Raw genomic sequence first — 25954 nt, 5'->3', positions numbered from 1 at the left:
CCTAAAGATGCTACAGGTTATGCATTGGTTAATGTAAACGGCTATTCATATTATAGTCCTGTTGAAAATGGTGATGTAATAATTACAATACCTGGACTTGGATATGGGGCATATGACGTTTCAGTAACATACTCAGGTGACGGCAAATATAATTCTGCAGATAAAAACTTCACTATCAATATACAAAAGCCTATTTTGAAATCTAAAAACATTCAAATCAGGTATACCTGCAAATATCCTTACAGGGTACTTGTGACTGTAGACGGCAATGCTGTTGTTAAACAGTATGTGATATTCAAATTCAACGGAAAAACATACAAACGTTTGACAAATAATAAAGGTTATGCAACACTTAAATTACCTATTGTTGCTCCAAAAACATATAAAATTACAGCAACATTTAAAGGTGTGTCTGTATCTAAAAATGTAAAGGTTGGAAAAATAGTTGTTGCTTATAACAAGAAAATCAAAAAATCAGCAAGGTTTGCTAAAATTAAAGTCAGACTGGCTCCTGTTGCCAAAAAATATCTCGCAGGCAAACATATGGTATTGAAATTGAATGGAAAAACATTCAAAGCCATAACCAATAAGAAAGGTGTTGCAACTTTCACAATTAGTAAGAAGTTTTTAGCCATGCTAAAAGTTGGTAAAGTCTATAAATATAAAGTCAGATATGCCAAAGACTCTGTGGTTCGAAAAATCACCGTTTTAAGATAGGGATGAACTTTTTCCCTATCCAATTTTCTTTTTTTTTAAAATCAGTTTTAAATTATTCAAAGCTATTGAATTCTTTTTGAGCATTTTCATAAAAGTAGCCGAGCTCACGGCCATTAACAAAGATATGGCTTACTGTAATTGAAACGCTCATTTCAAAGTTTTCATTGACTTTTCCCCAAGTCACCAGTGGCTGTATTGCATTTCCGTAAACGGTGCAGTTGGTTATCATGTCAAAGTCAACCCATGGAATGCAGGACATGTTTACGATATTTTCAAGATCTCTTTTGTCCATGTCAATGAAAAAGCCTTCTTTTTTTCCTGTTAAAATGTCTTCTGACAATTTTTTCACATAGTTATGCCAGTCAATGATGTCATTAAATTCCTGTGGTGTTTTAACCCTCATTTCACGGTAAATTCCTTCATTTTCATCCATTATTGGAGATACTCCTTCCAAAAAGTCATATTCAATAGCCTTTCCATCAAGGATTCTTCTTTTAAGTTCCGGCACGGAATTAATGGCGTTCATTAGGCAACCCATACTCATTATAAAAAATGATTTGTTATTTTCATGACACCAGTTCCATAAGTTCTCAACATCAATTCTTGCAGACATTGCGTATCTGGCTGATTGGAAGTTTATGAATGGATTTTCATCTAAATTAATTTCAAGTTCCTTCATTTGAAAAACCTTAATCTTTTTATATCATTTTTTAATATATATTATATTGTATAAATCTTTAATGGGTTTTGTTATAATGAAAGTAGTGATAGTAGGTGGTGGAGCTGGAGGAATCTCAACAGCTTCAAATATTCGTAAACTTGACGATGAAATAGAAATTACAGTTCTCACAAGAGACAATAAAGTGGCTTATTCTCCATGTGCTATTCCTTATGTATTGTCTGGAACAATTGAATCCTTTGATGATATTATCATGAGGACTCCTGAAGATTATAAGGCAAAAAATATTGATGTTATTGTAGAAGTGGAAGTAACTGCTGTTGATTCTAATAAAAAAACAGTAACTTATGAGAAAAACGGTGAAGAGATTGTCATGGACTATGATAAATTAGTTCTTGCAACAGGAGGCAATCCATTTGTCCCTCCTATGGATGGTGTGGACCTAGATGGAGTATTTAGAATACGCAACATCGATGATGGTATTAGAGTTCAGGAAGCAATGAAAGATGCTAAAAGCGCTATTGTAACTGGAGCAGGTTTGATTGGAATTGAAATCGCATTTGCTCTTAAACAACAAGGTTTGAATGTTATTTTAAGTGAAATGTTGCCTCAAATTGTTCCAAGATCTCTTGATAAGGACATGTCTGATATTTTAGTAAAATACCTTGATATGGAAGGAATTAATGTTGTTTTAGGCAAGCCTATCACCAAATTAATCGGTGATGGAAAGGTTGAAAAGGCATGCTTTGGAGATGATGAAATCTATGATGCTGATATGGTTATCATGGCAACTGGTGTAAGGGCTGAACTTGATTTGGCTAGAATGGCCGGTTGTGAAATTGGAAGATGGGCTATTCTTGTAAATGACAGGATGGAAACTTCAGTTGATGATGTTTATGCTGTTGGAGATTGTGTAGAATCAAAAGATTTAATTTTAGGTTCAAATACCATTTCTCAATTGGGTACCACTGCAGTACGTGAATCAAAAACATTGGCTCGTACCATTTGCGGAAAAAAATCCAAATTCAATCCGGTTTTAAATTCAATGGTATCAAAAGTTGGAAAATTAGAATTTGGAGCAGTAGGATATACCACAAGCTTTGCTCAACAAAACAGAATCAGGCCTGTTGTTGAAAAGGTACAGGCACTTACTAGGGCAAGATACTATCCAAATGCAAAACCGATGGACATTAAAGTTATATGTGATGGTAACGGAACAATTATCGGCTGTCAAATCATAGCTGAAGAAAGAGTAGCTGAAAGAATTGATACCATGACATTAGCCATTACTGAAGGTTTAACATGCTTTGATTTAAGCAATATGGAATTTGCTTATGCACCACCAGTCTCAATGGTTACAGACCCATTAATCCTCGCAGTTGAAGAGGTAAGTAAAAAATTTAATTAAATAAATATTTTTGGAGATGATATTAATGCCTGAACATGGTCACGGTCATCACGGCCACGGAGGTCAAATGACCCCTGAACAACAAAGACAAATGATTGAACAAGAATTAAGATTAGCTAAAAACCTTGGTCAAATCAAACACAAGATAGTTGTAATGAGTGGAAAAGGAGGAGTTGGAAAATCTACCGTTGCAGCCAACATTGCCCAGACCCTTCAGAAATTGGGCTTTAAAACAGGTATCCTTGATGCAGATATTCACGGACCGAACATACCTAAAATGTTAGGTTTGGAGTTATATGGTGAAGCTTTTAGTGAAAATCAGTTTGAAACTTTTAAACAGATTACAGAAGAAAGACTTGCAACCCAAAACTTTGAAAACGATGAAGAAAAATTGGCATATATAGAATCAGTCAAAGAGGAGTTTAACACAACAATGTTCCCTGTTGAATTGCCTAGCGGTTTAAAAGTAATGTCCATGGCATTTTTGCTTGAAAGCATTGATACACCAATCATTTGGAGAGGACCTCAAAAAACAGGTGCAATCAAACAGCTGATTTCTGACTGCAATTGGGGAGAACTTGATTATTTAATTGTTGACAACCCACCTGGAACTGGTGATGAACCATTAACAGTTTTACAAACTATTCCGGATGCGGATGCAGTCATTATGGTAACCACACCTAATGTCGTATCACAGGAAGATGTTTTAAAATGTGTTAAAATGGTTGGAATGATGAACATTAAAAAAATAGGCCTTATTGAAAATATGGCTTATTACATTTGTCCTCATTGTAATGAAAAATTGCATATCTTCGGTAAAGGAAACGGCAAGAAATTTGCTGAAGAAATGGAAATTGAATATCTTGGAGATTTGCCTATTGAAGAAAAAGTGTCTGATTCACCAAATCAGGAAGGCGTAATCGCAACTGTTGATCCTGATGATGAAGTATCAAAAAGATTTGTTGAAATCGTTGAAGATATTCAAGATAAATTTTGTTAGAGCAGTGTAATGTTTATGATATAGCTTACACGTGCTATATTAACTATATATCCCAAGAAATTGGGATCTTCTTTTAATTTTTTAAAGTAATCAAGTTTTTCAATTATATATTCCTTGTTTTCATCCATAACGTTCAGTGAAAAATATTGCATACCATTTTTATATTCGAGAGCATCAGTAAAGATTGGAACCAAATAGTTTCCATCATTGGCATAAGGGATTTTAACAGGCTTGCCGTCTTCTACTGAAATGATGAATTCTTTATCTCTAATATATTCCTTTATTTCACATTCGGTTTTCCTGATTGCTTCCTGGTTGTCGTTTTCACCATGCATATAAATCATATTTATATGGTTTTTTAACTCAGAATGTTGTATTTCTTCGATATTCATTGTATCTATCTTTTATTTTTAATGTTATTTAATTGTTTAATGTAGTCTTTCAAATCATCTTTTGGAATGAATTTTAGTGCCGCTGAATTGATGCAATAACGTTTGGTTCCTCCAGGACCGTCATTAAAGACATGTCCAAGATGGCAGTTGGATTTTGCGCTTCTGACTTCAGTGCGTGTTGTGCCATATGAAAAGTCCCGGTTCATAGTCACTGCATCTTCGCTGATGGGTTTTGAAAATGCCGGCCAGCCACACCCTGAATCAAATTTGTCTTCAGAAGAAAATAGAATTTCACCATTTACAACATCTACATATACACCATCTTCAAAAAAGTTATCATATTCTCCACTAAATGCGGGTTCTGTCATAGCAAGCTGTGTTATTTCGTACTGTTCTTTAGTCAGGTGGTCGAATTCTTTATCGTTTATCAAATTTAAATCAACATGACAGTATCCCTCGGGATGCCTTTCCAGATATTTTTGATGATATTCTTCTGCTGTGTAAAAACAATGGATTGGACCAACTTCCACATGGATTTTTTCATTGGTTTCATCTTGTTTTTTTGCAAAAAATTTCAATACTATTTTCTTTTGGGATTCATCCTGCCAGAAAACTCCTGTTCTATATTGAGTTCCAACATCTGGGCCTTGACGATTTTTTGCATAAGGATCAATAATCATATAATATTTTTCCAAAATTTCCTCAAGGGATATGAAGCCAGGATTATATGTCACTTTAACAGTTTCGGCATGACCTGTTCTTCCAGAACATACCTTTTCATAAGTCGGTGCCAAATCAATTCCATTCGCATATCCCACTTCTGTCTGATTGACTCCTTTCAATCTTGATATGAATGCTTCAACTCCCCAAAAGCATCCTCCAGCCAAATAGATTACATTTAATTTTTCATACATATTAATTAATTTTCTTTATTTATATTTAAAGTTTAAATGAGAATTGGCAAATTATATTCCGTCAAAAAACTTTTTTATAATAAAAATCATACTTAATATTATCTTTTAATGGAGGAAGTTATCATATGTTTTACAGTACTATTATGAAAATCGATTCAATCGATAGATTAAGAGATATCAGGGATGCATTACTTGTTGAACAAGGAATAAATCCTACTCGTCAAGGAGAACAAGCTATTAAAGTTGTTGTTGAAAGAATTGATGAGATTCAAGCTACTTTAGATAAATCTGCAACTAAAAATTTAAATAGAAGATAAGTGATTTGTGTGTTAAGGCGTGTATCAAGCAGTAGGCGGTTGCTTAGAAAAAAAATGTATAAGGCGCCGCATACCCGTCATAGAAATTCCAGATACTTTCGTGAGAATAAAAATTTTGTTAAACATTATCAGGATGAATACAAAGATGCCCATGCTCCTGTTATTAGACGAAAGAGAAGGCCTAAACGTGAAGTAATCAAGGGCTTTAAGATGTCATACAGATACAAGTATTATGTTGATGATGTTGTTGAAGAAGAAGATGAAGAATTGGATGAATTGGAATAATTTTCATGAATTCACTGTGCTTGGGATAACATTGCACTTGAAGTTTGATCTAAATTCATTTAATTTCTTTTTCCAGTCTATTTCTTATTATGATAAATAGAATTTGTCATGACTGTTTTTCAAAAAACTGTTTTAATATTTTTTAATGTAAGTGATATAGTTGTTGTTTTTTTTTTAAAATTTGGTGAAAGTTGATTATAGTTAAAAAGCATAATCAACAATCAGGAACATTTAATTGTGTTTAAAAATCAGCATTTCGATCCATATTAAAGTTTTGTGAGTGGGGATTGATTACAAATCCCTGGAAATGTTCGTCATCCTCTGCAATTTTGGAAATGTCTTCCGGACTCAGCACTTTCATTTCTAACTTTTCAAGAAATAGCTTTGATATTTTAGCGCTTCCCAAAGCGTATTCCCTAACATCCGTAAAGATTGGAATAATGTATTCCTTGCTGGAATCGGTAAGCGTAAACTTAACCGGATTTTTATTTTCATCAGCTAATGTAAAATATATCTCTTTTGGATAGGTTTTTTTGATGTTTCTTTTCACGGAATCAAGTTCGACGGCCTGTTCTGTTTTAAGCTTTTTTGCCATATCCGCATAAATCTGAATATATTCCTTAAGCTGACTTTTGGAAGCTTTCACATTATTTTTTTGATAGTCTTCATAATCTTTGGGATTCATATTTACTCACAGCAATCGTGGACATCTTCGCCACCGATAACAAAGTCCCATTGTGGTGCATTAATTGCAAGACCAATGAAACCTTCATCATCAGAGTAATCAGCTACAATTTCACTACCTACTTTTTTATCACATTCGAATTCGTTTTCACCGAATTGTTCCTTGAACAATGCAATTGCTTCTTCAGCTTCGGCTTCATCGGTATAAACTGGAATTACGAATTCTTCTGTTTCGTCCTCTTCATCACTGACAATTAATGCTACTACTTCTTTTTCTTCACTTTTTGCATTTGAAACAATGATGAATTCCTCATTGAATACCTGATGTTCGATTTCATGATAGATTTCGCCGAGCTCTTCAATCTGGGACTTGTTGTCCTCTTCAAAGGAGTCTGGAAGTTCTTCAGATGTTTCTAATTCTTTTTCAATTTTTTCATTTAAATTATCGTCAAGTTCTATGAATTTTTCTACTAAATGTTTAAGTTCGCTCATAATTTCACCTAATAATATAATAATCGTTAAAAAAAGTTTTTAAAAACAAATGAACATTCTCTTCCTAAACACCACTAAAGGAATACAAACGAATGCTCATTTCAACCATCACCATTGTTCATATTATAAAAAAATAGTATATAACAATATGAACAATACTATTTTTAATTTCAACCTATATAAAGTTTTAGTATCTGAATGGTAATTAAAAGTCATTTTCAATACTTTTGATTAGGTTATAGATAATTTTATTTGTTGTCACATCAACATTATTTTTCTCACCAAGCTGTATGACCTTGCCGTTGAGGGAATCGATTTCGGTTTTAATTTTTCTTTGAATGTCTTGGTGGGTTGATGAGTAATGTTCATATGTGTCTGGAACAAGCTTTGAATAAAAAATGTCCTTATATTCTTTTGGAGTGTTCCAAAGGGTTGAATATCCTGATGCCTTGATGACCTCAAATATTTCGTCAATTATGCTATTCATAATTTCTTTTGAGTATTCGCTTTCTGTTAATTTCCCATAATTTACATTAAGTATTGCTCCCAATGGGTTTAGTGCGCAATTGTAAAGCATTTTTGCCCACAGATATCTGTCCACCTCGTTGGTAAGTTCACATCTGATTCCTGATGCGGTAATCATATCTGCAACTTCGGCCAGACAATTTGGATTTTCATGCTGGAGTGATCCAAGAAGAATCGGTTCAGTATATACGGTAATTTTACTGATGTGCCTTTCAGGTCTTAAAAATCCTGTAATTACTCTTGCAGAGAATACCCTGTCTTTTGGGAAATATTTCAGATATGCCTCATCATTTCCAAATCCGTTTTGAAAAATAATGATTCTTGTTGAATCCTTTAGTATTTTCCTGTTGTCATTTAGGTTTTTTGCAATTTCTTCGTTGGCTGTTGTTTTTGATGCAATGAAAATATAGTCAAAATAATTTCGCGGAATATCTGAGTACTTTTCATAGACGGGTATATCTTTGATTTTATAATGTGCAAACAGACCGCACCTTTCAATTCCATTTTCCCTTATTGCACTGGCCGTTTCGCTTCTTGCGAATATTGAAACTTCTGCTCCCTGTGATGCGACGGATGTGGCTAAACCAATTCCAACTCCACCTGCACCGATTAATAATATCTTCATGATGGTTGTTTTGTAGTTTTATCTATATAAAATTAATATTCTATGTTAGTATTCATCGCATATATTTCTATATGTGCAATACCTGCATAGGAATTGTCTTCGGGCTGGAAAAACTTCATTGTTTATGTTGGTTCTGACTTTGTGGAGAGTTGTAATGGCTTCATCAATTTCGTTTTGGTTTAAATATTTGCGTTTGTTGTCTTCATTGCAAATGTCCAACAATCTTAAACGTCCGTTTTTTGTAAAGAATACTCCAACACTGGAGACATTTTTATTGTATACGTTTTCAACAAGTAATTTATAGTAACATAACTCCAGACGGTATTTTGAAAAGGAACTTGACTTGCTGGTCTTGTAGTCGATGACCACCAAATCTCCATTTTCATCCTCCAGGATAATGTCGCATATGCCAGAAAACCTGTTTTTCTCATCATGAAGGTATTCCTCATTGGAAAATAGTTTGTAATTGTTTTCAACAAAGACCTCTTCAAAAAATGATTCTAGGTTATCAATATGCTCTGTTAAGTCATATCCAATATCCAAGTCATGGGCTATTTTTAAAAGTTCGTTGCGGGTATCTATCTCTACAATATCATCCCCAAATTTTTCGGTGAACTTTTCAGCTATCAGATGAACATCGCTTCCAAGAGCCATGTACTTATTCTGAGGAACTTCAATTTCGTCAATGTATTGAAATTTGAATTCCAAAGGACATTTAAGATAAGAATTTACTTTGGATTTTGATAATCTCATGCCATAACCTTGGGATAATTAATAAAAAAGTTAAAAAAAATAGATTTTGAGAGTAATTCAAATACTCTCTAATTAAAATCTGTTGATTTTTCCATCACTGCTGCCATTTTCATGCATGGTATCAATGATTTCCTTACATGTGTTAATGAAGCTGTCACTGTTTTCATAAGTGGTATTGTGTCCACTAATCAAGTAATTTTTATTGTCTTTAGTGAAGTAAATATCAGTATCATAGCTGTCTGATTCTTCTTTATAGAGGAAGTATGCAGTAACTCCATTTTGATCAACTTCCTGTGATGAAGTAATGCCTGAACCTTCTTTTTGACTTTCATAAAGACTTTTGACATTTGAAGAGCTGTCGATTTCTTCAACTTGAATTGTAAGATTGGTGCTAGGGTCAACTAATTTAACAGCAGTATTGTTTATTTTTGTTGCTTTAAAACTGTCAATTTTTGCAAAGCTACTGTCTCCAACCGCAATTCCGTCAACAGCATTATTAGTATTATTGCCATCATTAGAATTAAGAATATTCAAACCATTGGCACCTACATTAATACCAACATAGATTACTATTAGAATAATCAGTAAAGCATAAAGTTGTTTCATATTCATGTCTACACCTTATTAAAGTATTTGATTTCTAACTATATATAATTAATTTAATTATGCTCTTCAAATTGAGTAATAGTTGAATTTTTCAAGAATATGGTGATTGGAAGAATTGTTTTTGAATGTTTGAAAAGGTTTTTGCAGGCCAATTTAAGATTTTCTTCAAATGTTTAGTTAAAATTTATATAATATTTTTTTTAATATAGTATAATAACGATTAATCGGAGAGTATAAAAAATGAAAATTGTAGCACTTCAAGCAAGTCCGCGCAAAGGCGGAAATTGTGATGTATTGATGGATGAAATGATAAGAGGAATTGAAGAAAACGGTGGAGAGGTTGTAAAGTACTACCTTGAAAAAGAGGATATTGCACCATGTAAGGCATGCATGTACTGTGCTGAAAACCCAGAATGCGTACGTGCAGATGACGGAAACAAAATTCTTGATGAATTGGTTGCTGCTGATGGAGTAATATTTGCAACACCAATCTATTATGGTCAAATGACAGCACAGGGAAAACTAATCATTGACCGTTTCTACAGCATTGGTCAAAATCCTGACAAAAGCCTATCTGGTAAAGCAGCATTAATATTCACTGAAAATCAACCTGAAGGAACATATGAGGAATACATTAACCTTACTAAATTCTCACCATTCACATTTATGGGCTATGAAGTAATTGGCCATGTGGATGCGGGCAGTGCAGGTCCTGCAGGTATTGTTGCAGAAGAGCAACCTAAAAAATTAGAAGAAGCTTACGAATTAGGTTTAAAATTCTAAACCTAATTTTTTTTAATATAATCTATATTTACAATCTTTTTTTTTTAGCTCATTAGATGGCATTTGATAGCATATATCATTTTATTGTTTTAATTTTTTTTAAATGGTTAAACGTGATTCTACATATTAAAACAAAAAATATGTAATTGTTTGTTTAAATCAAAGCATTGGTGAAAAATTGTTTTAAACATTAAATAATTTGCTTATGGCTCCAAAACATTAAAGGAAGCCGGAAAAATATGATTCTATTTTTTTTAAAGGGCATTTAGAAATTCTTACTTTAATGTCCAATTTTGAATGTTACCAAAACTATTAAAACTATGAATTCAAGAGTATTACTTAATTTAGGGCTAAATGCATATAAATGTCATAAATGTAAACAGGGGATTATTATGAATAAAAAAATAATATTGATATTCTCATTGATATTGGCAGTATTTTTAATGAGCAGTGCGGTTTATGCTGAGGGGTTTTTTGATTTTTTCTCAAACGACAATTCAGGTGCAGTAAATGATGATAAGACTTTTACTGTAGGATTTAGTGATGTATTTCCTCCATTCGGATACAAAACTGATGATGGAAACTACACTGGCTTTGATTATGAACTGGCAAAGGAAGTTGCAAAAAGAAACAATTGGACATTCAAACCTCATGCAATAATCGGATGGGATACTAAGGAAGATGAACTCAATTCCAATGCTATCGATTGTATTTGGAGTGAATTTACTATTGATGGAAGAGAAGATAAATATACCTGGTCTGATCCTTACTTTAATAATTCACAGGTAATAGTTGTAAAAAATGATTCAAATATCAATTCATTTGCCGATTTAAAAGGGAAATCTGTTGAATTACTATTTTCAAGTAGTGCTGAAAATCTAGTAGATGAAAATAAGTCATTAATGGATTCATTTGCAAAAGTAGACAAAATATCCGACTACAATACTGGATTTATGGATTTGGAATCAGGCGCCTGCGATGCTTTGATTGTTGATGTAGGATGTGCAAAATACCATATTGCTCAAAAATTCTCAAATTCAAATTTTAAAATACTTGATAAACCTATAAAATATGACAAATATGGAATTGCATTTAAAAAAGGAAATGACGGGTTAAGAAATCAGGTTCAGAAAACATTAGATGAAATGTTCAAGGATGGAACTGTAGATAAGATAGCTCAAAATTACAGTGATTATGGAATCCCTGAAAGAGTAATTCATCCTTAATTTATTTTTTTTTCCACAATGAATAGTTATTTGGAGTAGTTAAAATGGGTTTAGGTTCGTTATTTAAAAGAAATAAGGATAAAAAGCCACAAAGCGTTGAAGATGACTGTCACATAGACATCAACACCGAAGATTGTGACGGCTGCGAAAAATGTTCTATTGCATGTCCTAATAATGTCCTGATGATTGTTGAAGAGGTGTCCAGTGTACGCGATGCTCAGGTCTGCAAAAACTGCAAGGTATGTATGGCAATATGTCCAAACGATTGCATTACTGTAAACTAGTAGTGTCACTTTGGAAACCTTTGGCTATTTTTTAATTGATATGGAGGTGATTGAATGAAAGACATGTGGGGATTGGCAGTGCGCGGAATTTGTGAAGTTGATGGAAAAATTCTGCTTTTGAAAGTTAGATCCAAATCCAGTCATGATGCTAACAAATGGGAAATTCCTGGAGGAAAGGTTAAGAAAGGCGAATTTTTTGATGAAGCTCTTAGACGGGAATATCTTGAAGAGACAGGTCTTGAAATTATCATAGAATCTCTTTACAATGTAATCCAAAATAACTACACTGCCTGCAAAACAAATGAGGAAATCAAGTCAATACAACTGATCATGAAAGTAACTGCTGAGAGTGATGAGGTAATAATAAGCGAAGAGCATGATGATTATAATTGGTTTACCAAAAAAGAAGTATGTCGGTTGATTGATGAAAATCAACTTACTCGGGCGGCAATGAATTCATTTAAAAAGAATGATTAGGTATTAAGTTAAAAAAATAAGTGATTATAGGTTGAGCTCTTCAGCACCTATAACTTGAATTTCCATGTTTTCAATAAAGTCTTCGCTTTCAGAACCAAAAGTTTGGAAGTGAGGGGATGCCATATGTTTTTTTAGTGCATCTAAAGTTTCCCATTTTTCAACAAATGTTAATGAATCATCATTTAAAGATTTCAATAATTGATAATCAATATTTCCATCTTCATCAAGAGTTTTTTCAATTAGCTCTTGTGCTATTTCAATAACACTGTCTCTACAACCATTTTTTGGATATACTTTTGCTAAAACAACAATGAAATCCATAATATTATCTCCTAGATATTTGTAGAAATAGTTTTAGTTTCATTATACTTAAAAATTTTGAATAATTTTTATAGATGAAAGAAATATTTTACTTTTTAATTAAACTTATTTATCATAATTATAGAAAATATTATCATGAAAAAAAGTTTCATATTAGTTTTTATTTCAGTTATACTTCTGGTTTTTATCGGTGTTTCCTATGCATCTGATTTGAACTCAACGGAATCATTTTCTAATGTTGAAATTAATGCAAGTGAAATTAATAAGCTGGATGTTGCCAAAAACGATTTGGATAATCTTTCTAGTTCAAATAATTTATCTGAAATTGCAAAATCCAAGCCCATAATTTCAATCGATTCCAATAAGGTCAAAATTAAAGATGCAATTTCCATTCATATTAAGGGAAAAGACGGAAAGGCATTGAAACTGAAAAAGCTGACAGCATCCGTTGGAAATAAGAGATTCAACCTGATAACGGATTCAGGGGGAGATGCCAAATTAAGAATTGATCTTCCTGCAGGAAACTATAAGCTTACAGTTACTTCAAAAGCTGATAAAAACTTCACATATGTTTCAAAATCATTTAATATTAATGTATTGAAGTTATCCACAAGAATAGAGCAATATTCCAATTTCGTTCTTATTCACAATTACTATTATGTTTTCTTAAAGGATGAATGCGGAAATCCGGTTACTTCAAAAAGAGTAATTCTAAAAGTCAACGGAAAGACTTTTACCAGAATATCCCACAAAAATGGTAAGATAGGTTTAAAGGCACCATCTTCCTCACAAAAACTTGTAATCTTCTATAAATTTTCAGGCAATGCCTACCTCAAGGCTTCATCCAAAAAAGTCACTGTTTTTGTAAACGAGCATAGGTCTCTCAACATAGGCAATTCCAAATTGCTGACAAACGGTTATCTGAGAGTTTATCTTAAGGATTCTTCACGGGAGGAAATTTGCAAAAAGACAATCAAAATCACAGTTTCAGGTAAAACATTCTATAGGAAAACAACATTCGATGGATTCATTGTCATAAAGCCAAAACTTAAAGAGGGAAGACATAAGGTCATGGCCAAATTCGGAAAATATTATGTGGCCAAGATAATGCGCTGCTATAAAGGTAATGTTAAAGACCCATTAAAAGACAGAATTCCTTTAAGAGGTGGCGTTCCTGATGTTGATGTCATGGCTGGAAGATATGTCCTAGCAGATGGTAGTGGAACTTATAAGCTTACAAAGGCTCAGTATAGGGAAGTATTAAAAAGGGACAGTTACTGTCTGTTTTTATATAATAAATTGCCTAAATATACATTTTTCAAATCAAAAGCACAGCCAAATACTTATCATATTATCAAAAGGGAAAAATGGAACGTTATTGAAAAGGAAATCAACAGGAAACTTGTAGATGCAAATAGGCATAATTATTGGCCGGATTCTATAACTGTATCTTTAAGAGGAAGGTCATATTCCTATCCAGAAGTCAGGGACATTCAGGATACGTCATATACCTGCGGACCGACTTCATGCAGCATGTGCTGTCAGGTTCTAAAGAATTACCTCTGCGAAAGTTATCTGGCTTCAGCTTCAGCCACAACACGCGAAAACGGAACAGCATGTTCGGACATGATAAAAGCTCTTGAAAAGAAAAATTTCAAATGCTATTACTATTATAGAAATTCCTTCAATAAGGCATTAACCGAACTTAAAAAAGGAGGATGTGCTTTGGTGTTCCATACTAAAAATCATTATGTGGCAATTTTGGACATTAGTCGTGATGGTAAAAAGGTTCTTGTAAGCAATTCATATGGAAGCTATTATGACATTCCTTCCGAATGGCTGTCTGTCGAGTATATGAAAACAAGGTATTACAAGAATTACGATGATGGTCTGATTGTAAAATTGAATTATCATTTAGGATCCTCACTCAAAAATCAAATCGGTTCATATTATTTCAGCATGGCTCCAAATTGGACTGCCCGAAACACAGGAGAGGTTGTTTCTTAGTCACAAATTGATGAATAAAATTCATTGATTTTCTTCTTTTTTTAAATGTCATGTTGATTTAACTTAAAATAATTTCTAAAAAATGAACATATGTTAAATTTTTAAAAAAATTTATAATATATTGTCCTCTTGTCAAGTATTAAAACTAAAAATTTATATAACTTGCTATTAATATATAATATTATGGTGAAAGTAACTATTATGGGTTCAACTGGAGTAATAGGTAAAAACGTAGCATTTACCTTGGCAAGAGCCGACACAGTTGATGAGATTGTCATGTTTGCACGGCCGCAAAGTATCGATAAGGCCAAAGGTGAAACATTTGATATGTATGATGCACTGGCAGCAGAGGATATAGACTGCGAGCTCACCCCCTCATCTAATTATGAAGATATTAAGAATTCAGCAATTGTTTTAATTACTGCAGGAACTCCAAGAAAAGAAGGAATGAACAGGCGTGATTTGGCAATTCCAAATGCAAAAATTATTAAGGAGTATTCAGAGCAAATAGCTTTATATGCACCTGATTCTATTATTTTAATTGCAACAAACCCTGTTGATGTAATGACAACTGTCGCTTTGAAGTATTCTGGATTTGACAAGAAAAAGGTTATTGGAATTGGAAATCACTTGGATTCGCTAAGGTTAAAAGCATATTTCTCACAGTTTTTGAATATAAACAGTTCAGAAGTTCATACAAGGGTTATTGGAGAACACGGAGATCATATGGTTCCTCTTTTAAGTTCTACAACAATTGGGGGTATTCCCTTAAAATATTTTATGAAGTCTGTTGATATTGACGTTAAAAGATTGATTCATCGTCTCAGAAACGCTGGAAATACAATCATCAGTAAAAAAGGCGCCACAGAATATGGTCCTGCTTTTGCAATTTCAAATTTAGTATCCACTATCATTACTGATAGCCATAAGATTCTGACAGTAAGTACTTATCTTGATGGGGAGATTGAAGATGTCAGTGGTGTTTCATTAGGTGTTCCAGTTGTCCTGTCAAAAAAGGGAATCGCAATGATTGTTCCTATACATATGAATGACTATGAAAATAACAAATTTTATGAAGCATCAAGAATTGTTAAGGAAACTACTGATGAGGTATTGGAAGCTCTAAATAATGATTAGGAGATGCAGTGAAAAATATTATTAAAAAATGGAAATAATCCAGTCTGATTGAATATTGATGTCGGTTTTGATAATCACTACACTATTAGGTATTGCAGTTCCTAATGTTGCGTAAATTATTTAAGTGAATTTGCCCAGTAATTCATTTATTATTTTTTTATTTTTTTTAAATATTAACAATTTAAATACGAATATTTAAAAACATTAACGATTATATATTTTCATATACTGTACATTGGAGAATATGAAATGGTTAATGACAATTCCAAAACGGCAGAGATTAGCAGATTGAAGTCTCCATTAAAGTATAGGGACTATAAGGTTTATGATAGTTTGGGAAATGAAGTAAAATGTTTCGAATCATTTTCTGACTTAAAGTATATCGTAGAACCTGATTCCAGTATTTTAAGTGAGGATGAAATCTTGGAATATGCTCCTCTCTCAAAAGAGGCTTCCAAAGTCAGACTTAAAAGAGGTGTTGGCAGTTCTTCAGATGTAATGCGGATTAACGATTCGCTTCCTTGGATTTTGGGATTATACTACACAATTTCAATTTGCATTTCTATTCCTGCTGTCTATAGCGGAAATAGGTTGGCAATGTTTTTTATTTTGATTTTGGCAGTACTTCCTCTGCTTTATTTATACTACATATTCAAGTTAAAGCAGTATGTTGATAAAAGCATAAGACAAGTCAATAAATCCAGATTCAATGTCTTCAAGTCACAGAAAGCCAAATCAACTGAAGGGCTTGAATCCCTTAAAAAATATGCCGCTGAGATTGAAGAGCTAAAGACAATATTTGAATCAAAAGAAATTGCCGTAAGAGAATTAATTGAAAAGCGTTTCGAACCGCCTCAAATAACCTATGACAAGTTCATGTCAACCATTGACAAATCTCATGAGTTATTCTATAATGAAGCCGAAAGCGCTTTGAACATTACAAGATTAGCCGTTGAAGATACTCCAAAAGTTGATAGTGAAATTGAAAATAAGATAAATACTTTAAAATCAATAATAGACCAAATTGAAGATTTAACCAATGAGCTTGTTATCAATATGAACTCGGAAGATAATTCTCAAGAAGATTTGAAAATTTTAGTAGATGATATGGAAAATCTGATAGATTCCGTTAAAGAATACAAATAAAAAAGGTGATATGAATGGCTGAATTTTCCCTTGATGTTGATGAAATAAAAAAAGATGTTGAAACTACTCTTAAAGAGGAAGAAGTAAAATTAGAAAATTCAAATATTAAAGATAGAGCTGGTGAAAATGCTGTTGCCATATTTGAAGCTGATTTGAACAATCCTACCGAAAGAGACAGTATATTGAAACCTTTGGAAAACTTTGGTATGGAGGATATGACAAAATCTGCACAGAGAAATGAAATTCTCGCCACCAGATTTGTTGATATTAACAAGGGTGGCAAGGATGCTGAAAATATCGGCGAAAAACTATCAGAACTTGATAGGCAAATGAGAGATCTTGACCCAAGTAAAGTGAATTTCGCCAAAAAAGGTGTTTTGGGAAATCTCATGAACCCTGTCCGCAAGTATTTCGCAAAGTATGAAAAGGCTGAAACCGCAATTTCAAATATCATAGAATCTCTTGACAACAGTAGTAAAGTATTGCAGAATGACAATGTCACAATATTGAATGAAGAGGATTACCTGAGAGAAACCACAAACAAGCTCCTTGCAGATATTGAACTTGGTAAAAAAATGGACGAATCCATTGAACAGCAAATCCTAAAAGCAGAAATGGATGGTGTCTCACCCGAAAAGATTAAATTTGTAAAAGAAGAGATACTCTTCCCTTTAAGACAAAGGATAATGGATATGCAGCAGATGATTGTTGTAAATCAGCAGGGTATCGTTTCACTTAATGTGATTAGAAGAAACAATAAGGAATTAATTCGTGGAGTTTACAGGGCTAAAAACGTTACCGTGTCAGCATTAAGGACAGGAGTGATGGTTGCAACAGCCTTATATGACCAAAAAATTGTAATGGATAAAATTAATATATTGAATGAAACAACCGAAAACATCATTGAAACCACTTCCCATATGCTTAGGGAACAGGGCAGTGAAATTCAAAAACACAGTGCTGAGACTATGATCTCTCCTGAAGTGCTTAAAGCTTCATTTGCGGAAGCCATAGGGGCAATTGAAGATGTCAGCAATTATAAGGAACAGGCACTTCCTAAAATGAAGGAAACAATAGATATGTTCAATGACATGGCTCAAGATGGTCAAAAGGTTGTAGAAAGAATTGAAACCAATAACAAGAGTTTGATTGAATAAAAATGAATGCATTCGATAAGATTAAGAGATCCTGGTGGGTCATATTTCCATTTACTCTGATATTTTCTGGTGTCGGTTTCATTTATATGGGATTGAAATCTTCAAACAGGAACTGGATACTGGAAGGGGTTACATATGAGCTGCCACTTTTCTTATTCATTCTAGCTTCAGCCATATATCCTTCAAGGATTATGATTCTCTATTATGTGGGGATAATACTTTTAGCAGCAGTAATAGCTTTGATTAGATCAATCATGGTTGCTGTTAGACTGTTTGATGTTTATGAAATGGAGGATTCCCGAAGAGTTAATGCCACTGTTGTTTCCACTCCTGATGGTTCAAGGCATTCTGGTGTGGTAAATAAAGTCAAGGAGAAATCTAATTTTGAAGAATGCTGTTGCTGTGTATTATTGATTTTCATTATATTTGCTGTTATTTCTATTCTTTAATTGTTCAGGTGGAATTAAATGAAACTGGTTGTTCAAAGAGTATCACATTCAAGCGTTGAAGTTGATGGAGAAATTGTTGGTGAAATCGACAATGGATTAATGGTTTTGGTTGGTTTTGGCCAGAATGACACTGAAAAAGAGGCTGATTATCTGGCTAAAAAACTGGTGAAATTAAGGATTTTTAAGGATGAAATCGGAAGAATGAACAAGTCAGTCAAAGACATTGGCGCAAAATTGTTACTTGTTCCTCAGTTTACATTATATGCTTCAACCAAAAAGAATAGACCTTCATTTCACAAGGCATTAAGTCCTGATAAGGCAACAGAACTGTTCGATTATTTTGCTGAGCAATGCAGCCAGCATGTGGATGTTGAAACAGGTACATTTGGAGCCTATATGAAAGTTGATTTGTTGAATGATGGTCCGGTAACAATATTGCTTGAAAAAGAGTATGGTGAAGATTAGTATAGTTTTTCACCTGTATATTCGTTCTCTTCAGTATAGATTCTAATCAAAGTATCGACAGTATCATCATACATAAGTCTATATCCGATAGCTCCTCCTAAATTGGACTCAACGTTATTAATGGATGTATCGCTATTTATGCCGCAGTTGTTTATGATATACCACATTCCGTGTGGCGTATAGATGAATAATACTCCTTCACCATCTTTTGCACCATTTTTGAAGCTGTCTTCAGGATCATAAATTTTAGTTGAATGGAGCGCCAGTCTTGACAGGTTCTGTTTTGGATGTGTTCCTGTTTTCTTGAATAATGTATTCAACCAGTTGTATGCATTGTCCTTGAGGTTTGTTTTAGTTATTGGGTTTTCAAATGCCTTTTTGATTTTTTCCTGTCTTTTGGCGAGTGTATTTTCTATTCCCAGGATTTCTTCAACTTTGCTGACGTCTTTTTCAAGGCATCTGTATCCTTCAGGCCTTCCGGTTACTTTAATTATGCCGTCAACAAAATCCTTTCTTCTGAAATCTCTCATATATGGTTTGATTTTTTCAAAGTCTTCGTCAGGTATTCTCTGATTCAATCCATAGAGATAACCGTATTCATTAGCATCATAACATTTGGTTTCTAATTTCAATTCATCAGCCATTTGAATCATTCCATTTAATATTAAGAAAATTAGTAGTTATAAAGTTTTTTAAAATATTGTAAAAAAAAATAAGAAAATGAGCATTTAAAATGCTCTAAAACAGAAGATTATTCTAAACTTTCACTTCCGCTTGCTTCTCCTGATTTGTATGCCATGTAAGTTTCAAAAGCATCCATACCGTCACTTTGACCACCTACAATAACTCCGTCAGAATTATAATAGAAGTTGTATTCTGCATTGTAGTATAAGGTATCATTGTCAGTTGAATTGGTGGTTTTGTTTGTAGTGTTTTCATATTGTACTGTACTTGCAGTGGAATTAGCATTGGTTTTTTCGTTAGTGGATTTACCCTCTACGATTTTGATGGTTTCATTTAATTGGGAAGGATTATATTTGCTGTTACCATAATAGTTAATAATTACTTTATGGTCGCCTAATTCTTCATTAAATAATACCAAGTATGCATTTCCGTCTTTATCAGTCATAATGGAGTAATTTTCGTATTTTCCATTTGCTTCAAAGCTTATGTTGATTTTTTGTGATGCAATTGGTTTTCCTTGTGCATCTTTAAGCTGGATTTCAATGTCATCTCCGTTTTTCAATGTTTTTTCGCTTAACATTTTAATTTCAGTGTTGGTCTTTGCTTCAGCAGCAATAACGCTACCTGCCGCAACTGCAACAATGAAAATACTTAACAGTATTAAAACTATTTTTTTGTTCATAATTTTAACCTCCATAAATATTTCTGTGTAGATTATACATAAATATTTTTTTTGAAAATTACTATTATGTTAAATATATATGTATTTAAACAATAGTATTTAATATGAAATTATTCAGTGACAAAAAAGAAAAAAACACAAACCGTGAAGTGGGGTCCAATTTTGATAATAGCAAGGCAAATGAGATATTTGACGCATTAGACAAAATTGACACTAGTGAATTAAAAAAATCAGATAAGAATATTGAAAATCAAATGAAGGATATTTCAAATCTATTGAAAGAAGCTGAAAATTCAGATGACAACAGAGCTATTGAGTTATATAAAAAAGTTCTGGTCATTGTTCCGGATAATGTTCAAGCTTACGAAGGTATAGCCAATATCTGTCAAAAATATGATGACCGAGAAGGTGAAATAAAAATTCTTAAGGAAGCCGTTAAAAATTCGGATGGAAACAGTAAAAACAATTTCATGAAAAGGCTTAAAGAAATTAGCTGATTACAGAATTTTTAAGTCATTTTTTTGATTTTATAGGTGTTTGATATGTTTCGAAAAATGAGAAGGCACAAGCAGGAATTGTCTGAAGAAGAATGCATAAATATTTTGACTAATGAACCACGAGGCGTTTTGGCGCTTTTAGGTGACAACAATTATCCCTATGCCATTCCAATGAGCCATGCATATGTTGACGGCAAGATTTACTTTCATGGAGCCATGGAAGGTCACAAAAATGATGCGATAAAAAAACACGATAAGGTTTCATACTGTGTTATGGATGGGGGAGTAAAACAGCAGGACAGCTGGTGGTACACATTCAAAAGCGTAATACTATTTGGAAAAATCAGAATATTGGCAGACAGGTCTGAAAAAATCGATAAACTAACATATATTGGCGATAAGTTTTTCCCAACTCATGAAGAAACTGTTAATGAAATCGACAGACTTTTGGATAAAACACAGGTATTTGAAATTACAATTGAACATATTTCAGGCAAAATCGTTCGTGAGAAATAACAAATGAAATGCTCTGTTTAAGAAAGAGTAATATATTTAGACTGATAAATTAATTCTTATGATAGGCAATGATTGGGATTTGGCTTTAAGCGAAGAATTTGAAAAGGACTACTTTTTGAAGATTAAGGATTTTATTGATGAGGAATATAAATCAAAAACAATTTATCCTCCTTATGATGAAATATTCAACGCTTTTAAATTGACTCCGTTAAGCAATGTGAAAGTTGTCATATTGGGTCAGGACCCATATCATGAGAAGGGACAGGCTCATGGGCTTGCCTTTTCAACACCTCCGGGAAGGCCGATACCAAGATCTTTGAAAAATATATTCAAGGAGATTAATGCAGAATATGGATATCCTATTCCGAAGTCAGGATGTCTGGAATCATGGGCAAACCAGGGAGTATTTTTATTAAATACAGTTTTAACGGTTGAAGAGGGAAATGCAAATTCCCACAGCAAATGTGGATGGCAAACATTTACTGACAATGTAATAAAGCTGCTGAACTGCCAATCACAGCCGATAGTATTTTTGCTTTGGGGAAAACAGGCTGAAAAGAAAAAGGAATTGATTAACAATCCTAATCATTTGGTGTTGATAACTTCCCATCCGTCCCCGTTTTCTGCAAGACGTGGCTTTTTGGGTTCCAATCATTTCATTAAAGCCAATGAATTTTTAAGCAATAATGGTCTTGAAGAAATAAACTGGGAAATCATATGAATTTTTTGAGTATAAAATACATCAGTTTTCCAAATGCCCTTTTTATAATGTTTAATTTTATAGTTGGGGCGAAATCATGATTGATAAAGTTTGTTTCTTCCCAGTACTTTTTATCTGCTGGAATCGGGTTTGATGAAGTTGCCATAGCTTTCCATACATTAAAAAACAGTATGTCTCCAAACTTAGGTGAGTGAAGTTTCTTGGATTTTACGTCTTCATTGAATCTCTTGGCGGTTTTATCGATTTCTTTTGTTTCAAGGTGTTCCTTTCCACCGCAAGCAAGAGCAAGTTTATAGGTTTTGTTGAATCCCCAATGTCTTAATGTCTCATCCATGTATTTTGCCACTTTTTTTTGGCCTGCTCCGGCTGTAGATACAACTATCAGTGCCTTCTTATCAAAAAATTCTGGTCTGTGGAAAAAATATGCAGTATGGTCGAAAAGGTTCTTTAAAAGTGCTGTGACGTTCATAGCATAAACGGGAGATGTGATGATAAGTCCATCGGCTTGCTTTAGTTTTTCCACAATGGGATTGATAATATTGTGATGTGGGCATTTGTCTTCGCCTTCATTAAAGCATTTGTAGCATCCGTTGCACATTGGAATTTTTTGTTTGATTAGATGTATTTCTTCAGTTTCCCCGTCCAAATTCAGCTTGATCTGCTCGACAATTTTCCATGTGTTTTTCTTTCTTGGTGATCCGTTGATTATTAGATATTTCATTTCTATACCTCCTTAAGTTGGCTTTCCAAAACTTTCTTTTGCCGGTATTCGAATTTACTGTCAAATTCATCTACATCCTTTTCATTAACATCAAAAACATCGGGATTGTGAAATATTCCCTTTTCACTTCTAAGTTTACCTGCATCAAATACTTTTATCATGAAAAATGGACATTCATCACGGGAATCAGTTCCATCAAGATACAAGTCATATTTTGATGAACTTTCAAAGCCGAATCTGTGATAATAGGTTTCGTCACCAATTACCAATATAAATGGAATATTTGCCATTTCTGCGAGATTTAATGTATATTTTATCAGTTTTGAGCCTAAGCCATGGTTTTGATATTCCTTGTGAATTGAAAGAGGACCCAATACAACCGCATCAATGTCTCCGCTTTCATATTCTATATGGCCTTTTGAATAATTTATGTGGCCTATGATTTTGCCGTTATCTTCAATAACATATGCCAAATCAGCAATGAAACAACTGTTATCCCTTAATTTATGCACGATGTAATGTTCATATGCTCCAGGCCGATATATATTCCAAAAGGAGTCCCTAACCATTTTTTCAACTACAAAATAATCATTTTCATTTTCTAGTCTTATCCTAATGTCAATCCCTCATTAAATCTTTACTGAATTATAAATCAATCTGATGTGATTTTTTGATTTTACTCTTAACTCTTCTACGAATTTCTTGTCATCCTCAGGATAATTGATGATGTAGTGTTCATATAAAAGAAATAATCCGTACTTGTAAAAAGACTCTGCCAGCTGACGTGAATTGCAATCCTCTAAAATCAATTTTTTGGATTTCATCAGATTGAACAGGTCAATCCATCCGTTAATTGCATCATTCAGAATGCGTTCCCTCAAAAAGACTTTCATTTTTTCGTTGTGATACGATTCAATCAGTATTATTCTTGTAATTTTGGACATTCTTTTATCCTTCAGCTGTGATGCAAAGGCATTCAGTCCCATTTCATAGAAATAATCAAAGCCAATATCCAAATTAAAACTTGCCTGCATTAATGGAATGTCTTCAGATAGCATTTTTGTAATGTAATAATCAAGTATCGAATCCATAATTAATTCTTTGCTTTTAAAATGGTTATATATGGAACTTTCTTTTATTCCAACTTCTTTTGCAATCTGGCGAATTGATACTCTATCATAGCCATAGCGTGAAAACAAATCTACTGAAACATTGAAAATCTTTTCACGGGTATTCATAATATCAACTAACAACTGTTAGTCATATCTATATTACTTTTTATTATTAACTCTTTTGGAAAAAAGTGGGTTTAGGTGATGATTCCAAAACCGTATCCTTTGTTTCCTATAGATATGAATGAATGATGACCATTATCTTTTGGAGCAGAATCATATCTTTGGGATTGGATTGCATCAACAATTTTATAGTTGTCATATTTACTATCCAATATATTGTAAAACTCGGTTTTGTTGTAATTTGATTTACTTGCGCTTTTTACAACTTCTTTGATAGTTGGGGTTATTTGGTTTCCTCTCCAGGCGATATAGTAGAATTCATCACCCGCCGAAAACCACAACTTTGAATTGTTTGTTTCGTCATAGCGGTCATAGCCGGCAAAGTGAACCGCATCATGACCAGCAACATTGACCTTTTTAATGTAAGAGTTATGCTCTAGAAAATATCCGTACAAATCCATTATTCGTGGATTTACATATCTTATTGTGAAAACGTCAATGTTTTCATCGTATTCATACATGTTGAAATCGCTTGAATATGGATTTTTGTATTCTGGAGGGATTTTGAACTCCTCATATCCCACATTGGCTTTGGTCCAGTTGGAAGAGTCGAGTGCACTTGCTGCATTCATGAGAAGAAACAGCGCTAAAACAAGAATAATGATTTTTTTAGCCATGTTAATAGTATGTGATTACTATTATTTAAATGACAATTTTATAGTTGGAAGTTCTTTTGTCCCTTTCTTTCGAATCCATATCCACCAAATCATAAACTAAAGGATTTGAAATCAGGCGTTTCCAAATTTCAAAAGTAATTATGATAAAATCATCATTGAGTTTAATATGGTCACGGATAATTGGGCAAACATAAGGAAATTCAGTTTCATCCAAAACAAGATGGAATTCACCATTTTTGTTTAGGTGGGGCACCAATGGAAATGTTCTGCATTGGATTGGTCTGATGGATCTGTCGCATTTTGGTGGGTTTTTACATTTGACAAGAAAAATATTGTCTTTCCATGATGGAGGATATTTTATTTCTGATGAATCCATGTAATAAAGCTCAAATTCATCGCTGTCTTCATACATAAGCTCTTCGCCAGGAAGGAGATATAGGACAAGCTCTTCTGTGTGAGTTTCATCGGCATCATAAACACAGCAGACCTCTCCACATAATTTTCCGCAATCAAAATCCACCGGGCTGACTTCATCAAGTCTTTCATACATCCTCTTAATTGATTTTTTCATTTCATCAACAGTTATGTCCATAATATCCCAAATTAAATATTGCCTTTAAGTTAATTAAATTTTTTGAAAATATTTTAAATAATGTTCCATAGCTGAATGATGCTTGTGTATCTTAACCTTTTGAAATATATGTTTTGAGGTTTTTTTTTAATATATTGTTATCCTAACTTTTTTAGTTGTTGATTTGAAGTTGGAATTACCGTCATACTTATAGACTGCAATGTACTTACCTTTTTTAGTTAATTTAATGAAGAAAATTGCTACTCCTTTTGAATTTGTTGAAACTTTATATGTCTTTTTGTTTATTGTTAATTTGACAAGAGCATTTTTAACAAATTTATTTTTGTTTTTAAGTGTTACAGTAACTTTTTTAACACGTGAATTAGCTTTAAATGTTTTATATGATGCAGTAATTTTTGGAGTTGCCTTGTTAACTATCACTTTGGATGTGTGGATTGATGCTTTATAGGCATCGTCACCGGCAAACCCAATCTTTGCATTGTATCTCTGGGCTGCAAGATTAACATTAAGTATTGCATGACCGTTAGCATTTGTTTTTTTGTTGTAAACCTTATTATTTAATTTGATGCTAATGACTTTTCCTGCTAAGGCTTTGCCTTGACTGTCTTTTAGTGTAGCAACAATATTGGCTGAATTTCCATATGCTATATTGATATTTTTGGCGGTTAAAACAGTAGCAACCTTGTTTATGGCTATGTTTGCATTGGTTGTTGATGCCAGGTAGGTGTTGTCTTGCTTGAATTGTATTGTTGCTGTGTATTTTCCAGGTAACAAGTCGAT

Annotated in this window: 34 protein-coding genes and 1 pseudogene; 18 read left to right on the top strand and 17 right to left on the bottom strand. The window is 33.2% G+C overall.

What is annotated here, in order from left to right:
- Window positions 1–717, top strand: a 717-nt coding sequence (locus tag QZV68_RS06180; protein ID WP_296879602.1) for an Ig-like domain-containing protein, incomplete at its 5' end; no start/stop codon positions are given.
- A gap of 52 nt (window positions 718–769) precedes the next feature.
- Here the strand turns inward: QZV68_RS06180 and QZV68_RS06175 are convergent.
- Entirely contained in the window at window positions 770–1396 is a 627-nt protein-coding gene (locus QZV68_RS06175; protein WP_296879600.1) for a CatA-like O-acetyltransferase, read from the bottom strand.
- 76 nt (window positions 1397–1472) lie between these two features.
- On the opposite strand from QZV68_RS06175, the gene QZV68_RS06170 reads away from it, so the two are divergent.
- Both QZV68_RS06170 and QZV68_RS06165 read left to right on the top strand, forming a co-directional pair.
- Window positions 1473–2804, top strand: a complete 1332-nt coding sequence (locus QZV68_RS06170) for an FAD-dependent oxidoreductase (RefSeq protein WP_363137066.1) — start codon at window positions 1473–1475, stop codon at window positions 2802–2804.
- Between the two features lie 25 nt (window positions 2805–2829).
- Complete coding sequence (locus QZV68_RS06165; RefSeq protein WP_296879596.1) at window positions 2830–3804, top strand: Mrp/NBP35 family ATP-binding protein; 975 nt, start codon at window positions 2830–2832, stop codon at window positions 3802–3804.
- On the opposite strand, the gene QZV68_RS06160 is transcribed toward QZV68_RS06165, so the two are convergent.
- On the bottom strand, window positions 3801–4196 hold the full coding sequence (locus QZV68_RS06160) for a hypothetical protein (RefSeq protein ID WP_296879594.1): 396 nt from the start codon (window positions 4194–4196) through the stop codon (window positions 3801–3803). The two genes, QZV68_RS06165 and QZV68_RS06160, sit on opposite strands and share 4 nt — an antisense overlap.
- Before the next feature lie 5 nt (window positions 4197–4201).
- Window positions 4202–5110, bottom strand: coding sequence for a peptide-methionine (S)-S-oxide reductase MsrA (gene msrA, locus QZV68_RS06155; RefSeq protein WP_296879591.1), 909 nt, complete (start codon window positions 5108–5110; stop codon window positions 4202–4204).
- Between the two features lie 125 nt (window positions 5111–5235).
- Between msrA and QZV68_RS06150 the strand changes: the two genes are divergently transcribed.
- A complete protein-coding gene (locus tag QZV68_RS06150) occupies window positions 5236–5427 on the top strand; it encodes a hypothetical protein (RefSeq protein WP_292601247.1) in 192 nt (63 codons plus the stop codon).
- Window positions 5428–5436: 9 nt separating this feature from the next.
- The gene (locus QZV68_RS06145) at window positions 5437–5712 is read left to right on the top strand and encodes a hypothetical protein (protein WP_296879589.1); all 276 of its coding nucleotides are present in this window, start codon (window positions 5437–5439) and stop codon (window positions 5710–5712) included.
- A 241-nt stretch (window positions 5713–5953) separates the two neighbouring features.
- Here the strand turns inward: QZV68_RS06145 and QZV68_RS06140 are convergent, their stop codons facing one another.
- The 5 genes from QZV68_RS06140 to QZV68_RS06120 form a co-directional block, all read right to left on the bottom strand.
- Entirely contained in the window at window positions 5954–6397 is a 444-nt protein-coding gene (locus tag QZV68_RS06140) for a hypothetical protein (protein ID WP_296879587.1), read from the bottom strand.
- A gap of 2 nt (window positions 6398–6399) precedes the next feature.
- A complete protein-coding gene (locus tag QZV68_RS06135; RefSeq protein WP_296879586.1) occupies window positions 6400–6888 on the bottom strand; it encodes a hypothetical protein in 489 nt (162 codons plus the stop codon).
- 205 nt (window positions 6889–7093) lie between these two features.
- Window positions 7094–8038 (bottom strand): ketopantoate reductase family protein, encoded by a 945-nt coding sequence (locus QZV68_RS06130; RefSeq protein ID WP_296879584.1) that lies wholly within the window; start codon window positions 8036–8038, stop codon window positions 7094–7096.
- Between the two features lie 45 nt (window positions 8039–8083).
- Window positions 8084–8791, bottom strand: coding sequence for a PD-(D/E)XK nuclease family protein (locus QZV68_RS06125; protein WP_296879582.1), 708 nt, complete (start codon window positions 8789–8791; stop codon window positions 8084–8086).
- Window positions 8792–8863: 72 nt separating this feature from the next.
- A complete protein-coding gene (locus QZV68_RS06120) occupies window positions 8864–9403 on the bottom strand; it encodes a hypothetical protein (RefSeq protein ID WP_296879581.1) in 540 nt (179 codons plus the stop codon).
- Window positions 9404–9637: 234 nt separating this feature from the next.
- On the opposite strand from QZV68_RS06120, the gene QZV68_RS06115 reads away from it, so the two are divergent.
- The 4 genes from QZV68_RS06115 to QZV68_RS06100 all read left to right on the top strand — a co-directional run bounded on the left by QZV68_RS06115 (window position 9638) and on the right by QZV68_RS06100 (window position 12167).
- The gene (locus QZV68_RS06115; protein WP_296879579.1) at window positions 9638–10180 is read left to right on the top strand and encodes a flavodoxin family protein; all 543 of its coding nucleotides are present in this window, start codon (window positions 9638–9640) and stop codon (window positions 10178–10180) included.
- Between the two features lie 392 nt (window positions 10181–10572).
- Window positions 10573–11406 (top strand): transporter substrate-binding domain-containing protein, encoded by an 834-nt coding sequence (locus QZV68_RS06110; RefSeq protein WP_296879577.1) that lies wholly within the window; start codon window positions 10573–10575, stop codon window positions 11404–11406.
- Window positions 11407–11450: 44 nt separating this feature from the next.
- Window positions 11451–11690, top strand: a complete 240-nt coding sequence (locus tag QZV68_RS06105; protein WP_296879575.1) for a 4Fe-4S binding protein — start codon at window positions 11451–11453, stop codon at window positions 11688–11690.
- 54 nt (window positions 11691–11744) lie between these two features.
- The gene (locus QZV68_RS06100) at window positions 11745–12167 is read left to right on the top strand and encodes an NUDIX domain-containing protein (RefSeq protein ID WP_296879573.1); all 423 of its coding nucleotides are present in this window, start codon (window positions 11745–11747) and stop codon (window positions 12165–12167) included.
- A gap of 24 nt (window positions 12168–12191) precedes the next feature.
- On the opposite strand, the gene QZV68_RS06095 is transcribed toward QZV68_RS06100, so the two are convergent.
- Window positions 12192–12488: a putative quinol monooxygenase gene (locus QZV68_RS06095; protein ID WP_296879571.1), complete on the bottom strand. Its 297-nt coding sequence runs from the start codon at window positions 12486–12488 to the stop codon at window positions 12192–12194.
- 135 nt (window positions 12489–12623) lie between these two features.
- Here QZV68_RS06095 and QZV68_RS06090 point away from each other — a divergent pair, with 135 nt between their 5' ends.
- From QZV68_RS06090 to dtd, 6 genes are all read left to right on the top strand, one after another.
- A complete protein-coding gene (locus tag QZV68_RS06090) occupies window positions 12624–14495 on the top strand; it encodes a cysteine peptidase family C39 domain-containing protein (RefSeq protein ID WP_296879569.1) in 1872 nt (623 codons plus the stop codon).
- Between the two features lie 186 nt (window positions 14496–14681).
- A complete protein-coding gene (locus QZV68_RS06085; protein WP_296879604.1) occupies window positions 14682–15632 on the top strand; it encodes a malate dehydrogenase in 951 nt (316 codons plus the stop codon).
- Window positions 15633–15881: 249 nt separating this feature from the next.
- Complete coding sequence (locus QZV68_RS06080) at window positions 15882–16778, top strand: hypothetical protein (RefSeq protein ID WP_296879567.1); 897 nt, start codon at window positions 15882–15884, stop codon at window positions 16776–16778.
- Window positions 16779–16792: 14 nt separating this feature from the next.
- The gene (locus QZV68_RS06075; protein WP_296879565.1) at window positions 16793–17935 is read left to right on the top strand and encodes a toxic anion resistance protein; all 1143 of its coding nucleotides are present in this window, start codon (window positions 16793–16795) and stop codon (window positions 17933–17935) included.
- Between the two features lie 2 nt (window positions 17936–17937).
- A complete protein-coding gene (locus tag QZV68_RS06070; protein ID WP_296879563.1) occupies window positions 17938–18384 on the top strand; it encodes a hypothetical protein in 447 nt (148 codons plus the stop codon).
- An 18-nt stretch (window positions 18385–18402) separates the two neighbouring features.
- Window positions 18403–18849, top strand: coding sequence for a D-aminoacyl-tRNA deacylase (dtd, locus tag QZV68_RS06065; RefSeq protein ID WP_296879561.1), 447 nt, complete (start codon window positions 18403–18405; stop codon window positions 18847–18849).
- Here dtd and QZV68_RS06060 read toward each other — a convergent pair.
- Complete coding sequence (locus QZV68_RS06060) at window positions 18846–19493, bottom strand: hypothetical protein (protein ID WP_296879559.1); 648 nt, start codon at window positions 19491–19493, stop codon at window positions 18846–18848. The genes dtd and QZV68_RS06060 overlap by 4 nt on opposite strands.
- Before the next feature lie 107 nt (window positions 19494–19600).
- Complete coding sequence (locus QZV68_RS06055) at window positions 19601–20215, bottom strand: hypothetical protein (RefSeq protein WP_296879557.1); 615 nt, start codon at window positions 20213–20215, stop codon at window positions 19601–19603.
- Window positions 20216–20319: 104 nt separating this feature from the next.
- On the opposite strand from QZV68_RS06055, the gene QZV68_RS06050 reads away from it, so the two are divergent.
- From QZV68_RS06050 to ung, 3 genes are read left to right on the top strand one after another with little or no spacing between them, the layout of a single operon-like run.
- Window positions 20320–20712 (top strand): hypothetical protein, encoded by a 393-nt coding sequence (locus tag QZV68_RS06050; RefSeq protein WP_296879554.1) that lies wholly within the window; start codon window positions 20320–20322, stop codon window positions 20710–20712.
- Between the two features lie 45 nt (window positions 20713–20757).
- Window positions 20758–21228, top strand: a complete 471-nt coding sequence (locus QZV68_RS06045) for a pyridoxamine 5'-phosphate oxidase family protein (protein ID WP_296879552.1) — start codon at window positions 20758–20760, stop codon at window positions 21226–21228.
- Between the two features lie 58 nt (window positions 21229–21286).
- Window positions 21287–21949 (top strand): uracil-DNA glycosylase, encoded by a 663-nt coding sequence (gene ung, locus QZV68_RS06040; RefSeq protein WP_296879550.1) that lies wholly within the window; start codon window positions 21287–21289, stop codon window positions 21947–21949.
- Here the strand turns inward: ung and QZV68_RS06035 are convergent.
- The 6 genes and pseudogenes from QZV68_RS06035 to QZV68_RS06010 all read right to left on the bottom strand — a co-directional run.
- Window positions 21942–22670, bottom strand: coding sequence for a flavodoxin family protein (locus tag QZV68_RS06035; RefSeq protein WP_296879548.1), 729 nt, complete (start codon window positions 22668–22670; stop codon window positions 21942–21944). The genes ung and QZV68_RS06035 overlap by 8 nt on opposite strands.
- A gap of 2 nt (window positions 22671–22672) precedes the next feature.
- The gene (locus QZV68_RS06030) at window positions 22673–23239 is read right to left on the bottom strand and encodes a GNAT family N-acetyltransferase (protein WP_296879546.1); all 567 of its coding nucleotides are present in this window, start codon (window positions 23237–23239) and stop codon (window positions 22673–22675) included.
- A gap of 60 nt (window positions 23240–23299) precedes the next feature.
- A complete protein-coding gene (locus tag QZV68_RS06025) occupies window positions 23300–23908 on the bottom strand; it encodes a TetR/AcrR family transcriptional regulator (RefSeq protein ID WP_296879544.1) in 609 nt (202 codons plus the stop codon).
- 71 nt (window positions 23909–23979) lie between these two features.
- Window positions 23980–24582 (bottom strand): hypothetical protein, encoded by a 603-nt coding sequence (locus tag QZV68_RS06020; RefSeq protein WP_296879542.1) that lies wholly within the window; start codon window positions 24580–24582, stop codon window positions 23980–23982.
- A gap of 25 nt (window positions 24583–24607) precedes the next feature.
- Window positions 24608–25174, bottom strand: coding sequence for a hypothetical protein (locus QZV68_RS06015; RefSeq protein ID WP_296879540.1), 567 nt, complete (start codon window positions 25172–25174; stop codon window positions 24608–24610).
- Window positions 25175–25300: 126 nt separating this feature from the next.
- Window positions 25301–25954 (bottom strand): annotated as a pseudogene (locus QZV68_RS06010) (hypothetical protein); the annotation flags it as partial.

The organism is uncultured Methanobrevibacter sp., assembly GCF_902801725.1.
In the GTDB taxonomy this organism is placed as follows: Archaea; Methanobacteriota; Methanobacteria; order Methanobacteriales; family Methanobacteriaceae; genus Methanocatella.
Note: the sequence above shows the minus strand (reverse complement) of the source record. Positions and strands in the feature narration are given on the sequence as shown.

Coding starts and splice junctions, on each gene's coding strand:
- QZV68_RS06175 (WP_296879600.1), bottom strand. CDS start 1,396: ATGAAGGAACTTGAAATTAATTTAGATGAAAATCCATTCATAAACTTC.
- QZV68_RS06170 (WP_363137066.1), top strand. CDS start 1,473: ATGAAAGTAGTGATAGTAGGTGGTGGAGCTGGAGGAATCTCAACAGCT.
- QZV68_RS06165 (WP_296879596.1), top strand. CDS start 2,830: ATGCCTGAACATGGTCACGGTCATCACGGCCACGGAGGTCAAATGACC.
- QZV68_RS06160 (WP_296879594.1), bottom strand. CDS start 4,196: ATGAATATCGAAGAAATACAACATTCTGAGTTAAAAAACCATATAAAT.
- msrA (WP_296879591.1), bottom strand. CDS start 5,110: ATGTATGAAAAATTAAATGTAATCTATTTGGCTGGAGGATGCTTTTGG.
- QZV68_RS06150 (WP_292601247.1), top strand. CDS start 5,236: ATGTTTTACAGTACTATTATGAAAATCGATTCAATCGATAGATTAAGA.
- QZV68_RS06140 (WP_296879587.1), bottom strand. CDS start 6,397: ATGAATCCCAAAGATTATGAAGACTATCAAAAAAATAATGTGAAAGCT.
- QZV68_RS06135 (WP_296879586.1), bottom strand. CDS start 6,888: ATGAGCGAACTTAAACATTTAGTAGAAAAATTCATAGAACTTGACGAT.
- QZV68_RS06130 (WP_296879584.1), bottom strand. CDS start 8,038: ATGAAGATATTATTAATCGGTGCAGGTGGAGTTGGAATTGGTTTAGCC.
- QZV68_RS06125 (WP_296879582.1), bottom strand. CDS start 8,791: ATGAGATTATCAAAATCCAAAGTAAATTCTTATCTTAAATGTCCTTTG.
- QZV68_RS06120 (WP_296879581.1), bottom strand. CDS start 9,403: ATGAATATGAAACAACTTTATGCTTTACTGATTATTCTAATAGTAATC.
- QZV68_RS06115 (WP_296879579.1), top strand. CDS start 9,638: ATGAAAATTGTAGCACTTCAAGCAAGTCCGCGCAAAGGCGGAAATTGT.
- QZV68_RS06110 (WP_296879577.1), top strand. CDS start 10,573: ATGAATAAAAAAATAATATTGATATTCTCATTGATATTGGCAGTATTT.
- QZV68_RS06105 (WP_296879575.1), top strand. CDS start 11,451: ATGGGTTTAGGTTCGTTATTTAAAAGAAATAAGGATAAAAAGCCACAA.
- QZV68_RS06100 (WP_296879573.1), top strand. CDS start 11,745: ATGAAAGACATGTGGGGATTGGCAGTGCGCGGAATTTGTGAAGTTGAT.
- QZV68_RS06095 (WP_296879571.1), bottom strand. CDS start 12,488: ATGGATTTCATTGTTGTTTTAGCAAAAGTATATCCAAAAAATGGTTGT.
- QZV68_RS06090 (WP_296879569.1), top strand. CDS start 12,624: ATGAAAAAAAGTTTCATATTAGTTTTTATTTCAGTTATACTTCTGGTT.
- QZV68_RS06080 (WP_296879567.1), top strand. CDS start 15,882: ATGGTTAATGACAATTCCAAAACGGCAGAGATTAGCAGATTGAAGTCT.
- QZV68_RS06075 (WP_296879565.1), top strand. CDS start 16,793: ATGGCTGAATTTTCCCTTGATGTTGATGAAATAAAAAAAGATGTTGAA.
- QZV68_RS06070 (WP_296879563.1), top strand. CDS start 17,938: ATGAATGCATTCGATAAGATTAAGAGATCCTGGTGGGTCATATTTCCA.
- dtd (WP_296879561.1), top strand. CDS start 18,403: ATGAAACTGGTTGTTCAAAGAGTATCACATTCAAGCGTTGAAGTTGAT.
- QZV68_RS06060 (WP_296879559.1), bottom strand. CDS start 19,493: ATGGCTGATGAATTGAAATTAGAAACCAAATGTTATGATGCTAATGAA.
- QZV68_RS06055 (WP_296879557.1), bottom strand. CDS start 20,215: ATGAACAAAAAAATAGTTTTAATACTGTTAAGTATTTTCATTGTTGCA.
- QZV68_RS06050 (WP_296879554.1), top strand. CDS start 20,320: ATGAAATTATTCAGTGACAAAAAAGAAAAAAACACAAACCGTGAAGTG.
- QZV68_RS06045 (WP_296879552.1), top strand. CDS start 20,758: ATGTTTCGAAAAATGAGAAGGCACAAGCAGGAATTGTCTGAAGAAGAA.
- ung (WP_296879550.1), top strand. CDS start 21,287: ATGATAGGCAATGATTGGGATTTGGCTTTAAGCGAAGAATTTGAAAAG.
- QZV68_RS06035 (WP_296879548.1), bottom strand. CDS start 22,670: ATGAAATATCTAATAATCAACGGATCACCAAGAAAGAAAAACACATGG.
- QZV68_RS06030 (WP_296879546.1), bottom strand. CDS start 23,239: ATGGTTAGGGACTCCTTTTGGAATATATATCGGCCTGGAGCATATGAA.
- QZV68_RS06025 (WP_296879544.1), bottom strand. CDS start 23,908: ATGAATACCCGTGAAAAGATTTTCAATGTTTCAGTAGATTTGTTTTCA.
- QZV68_RS06020 (WP_296879542.1), bottom strand. CDS start 24,582: ATGGCTAAAAAAATCATTATTCTTGTTTTAGCGCTGTTTCTTCTCATG.
- QZV68_RS06015 (WP_296879540.1), bottom strand. CDS start 25,174: ATGGACATAACTGTTGATGAAATGAAAAAATCAATTAAGAGGATGTAT.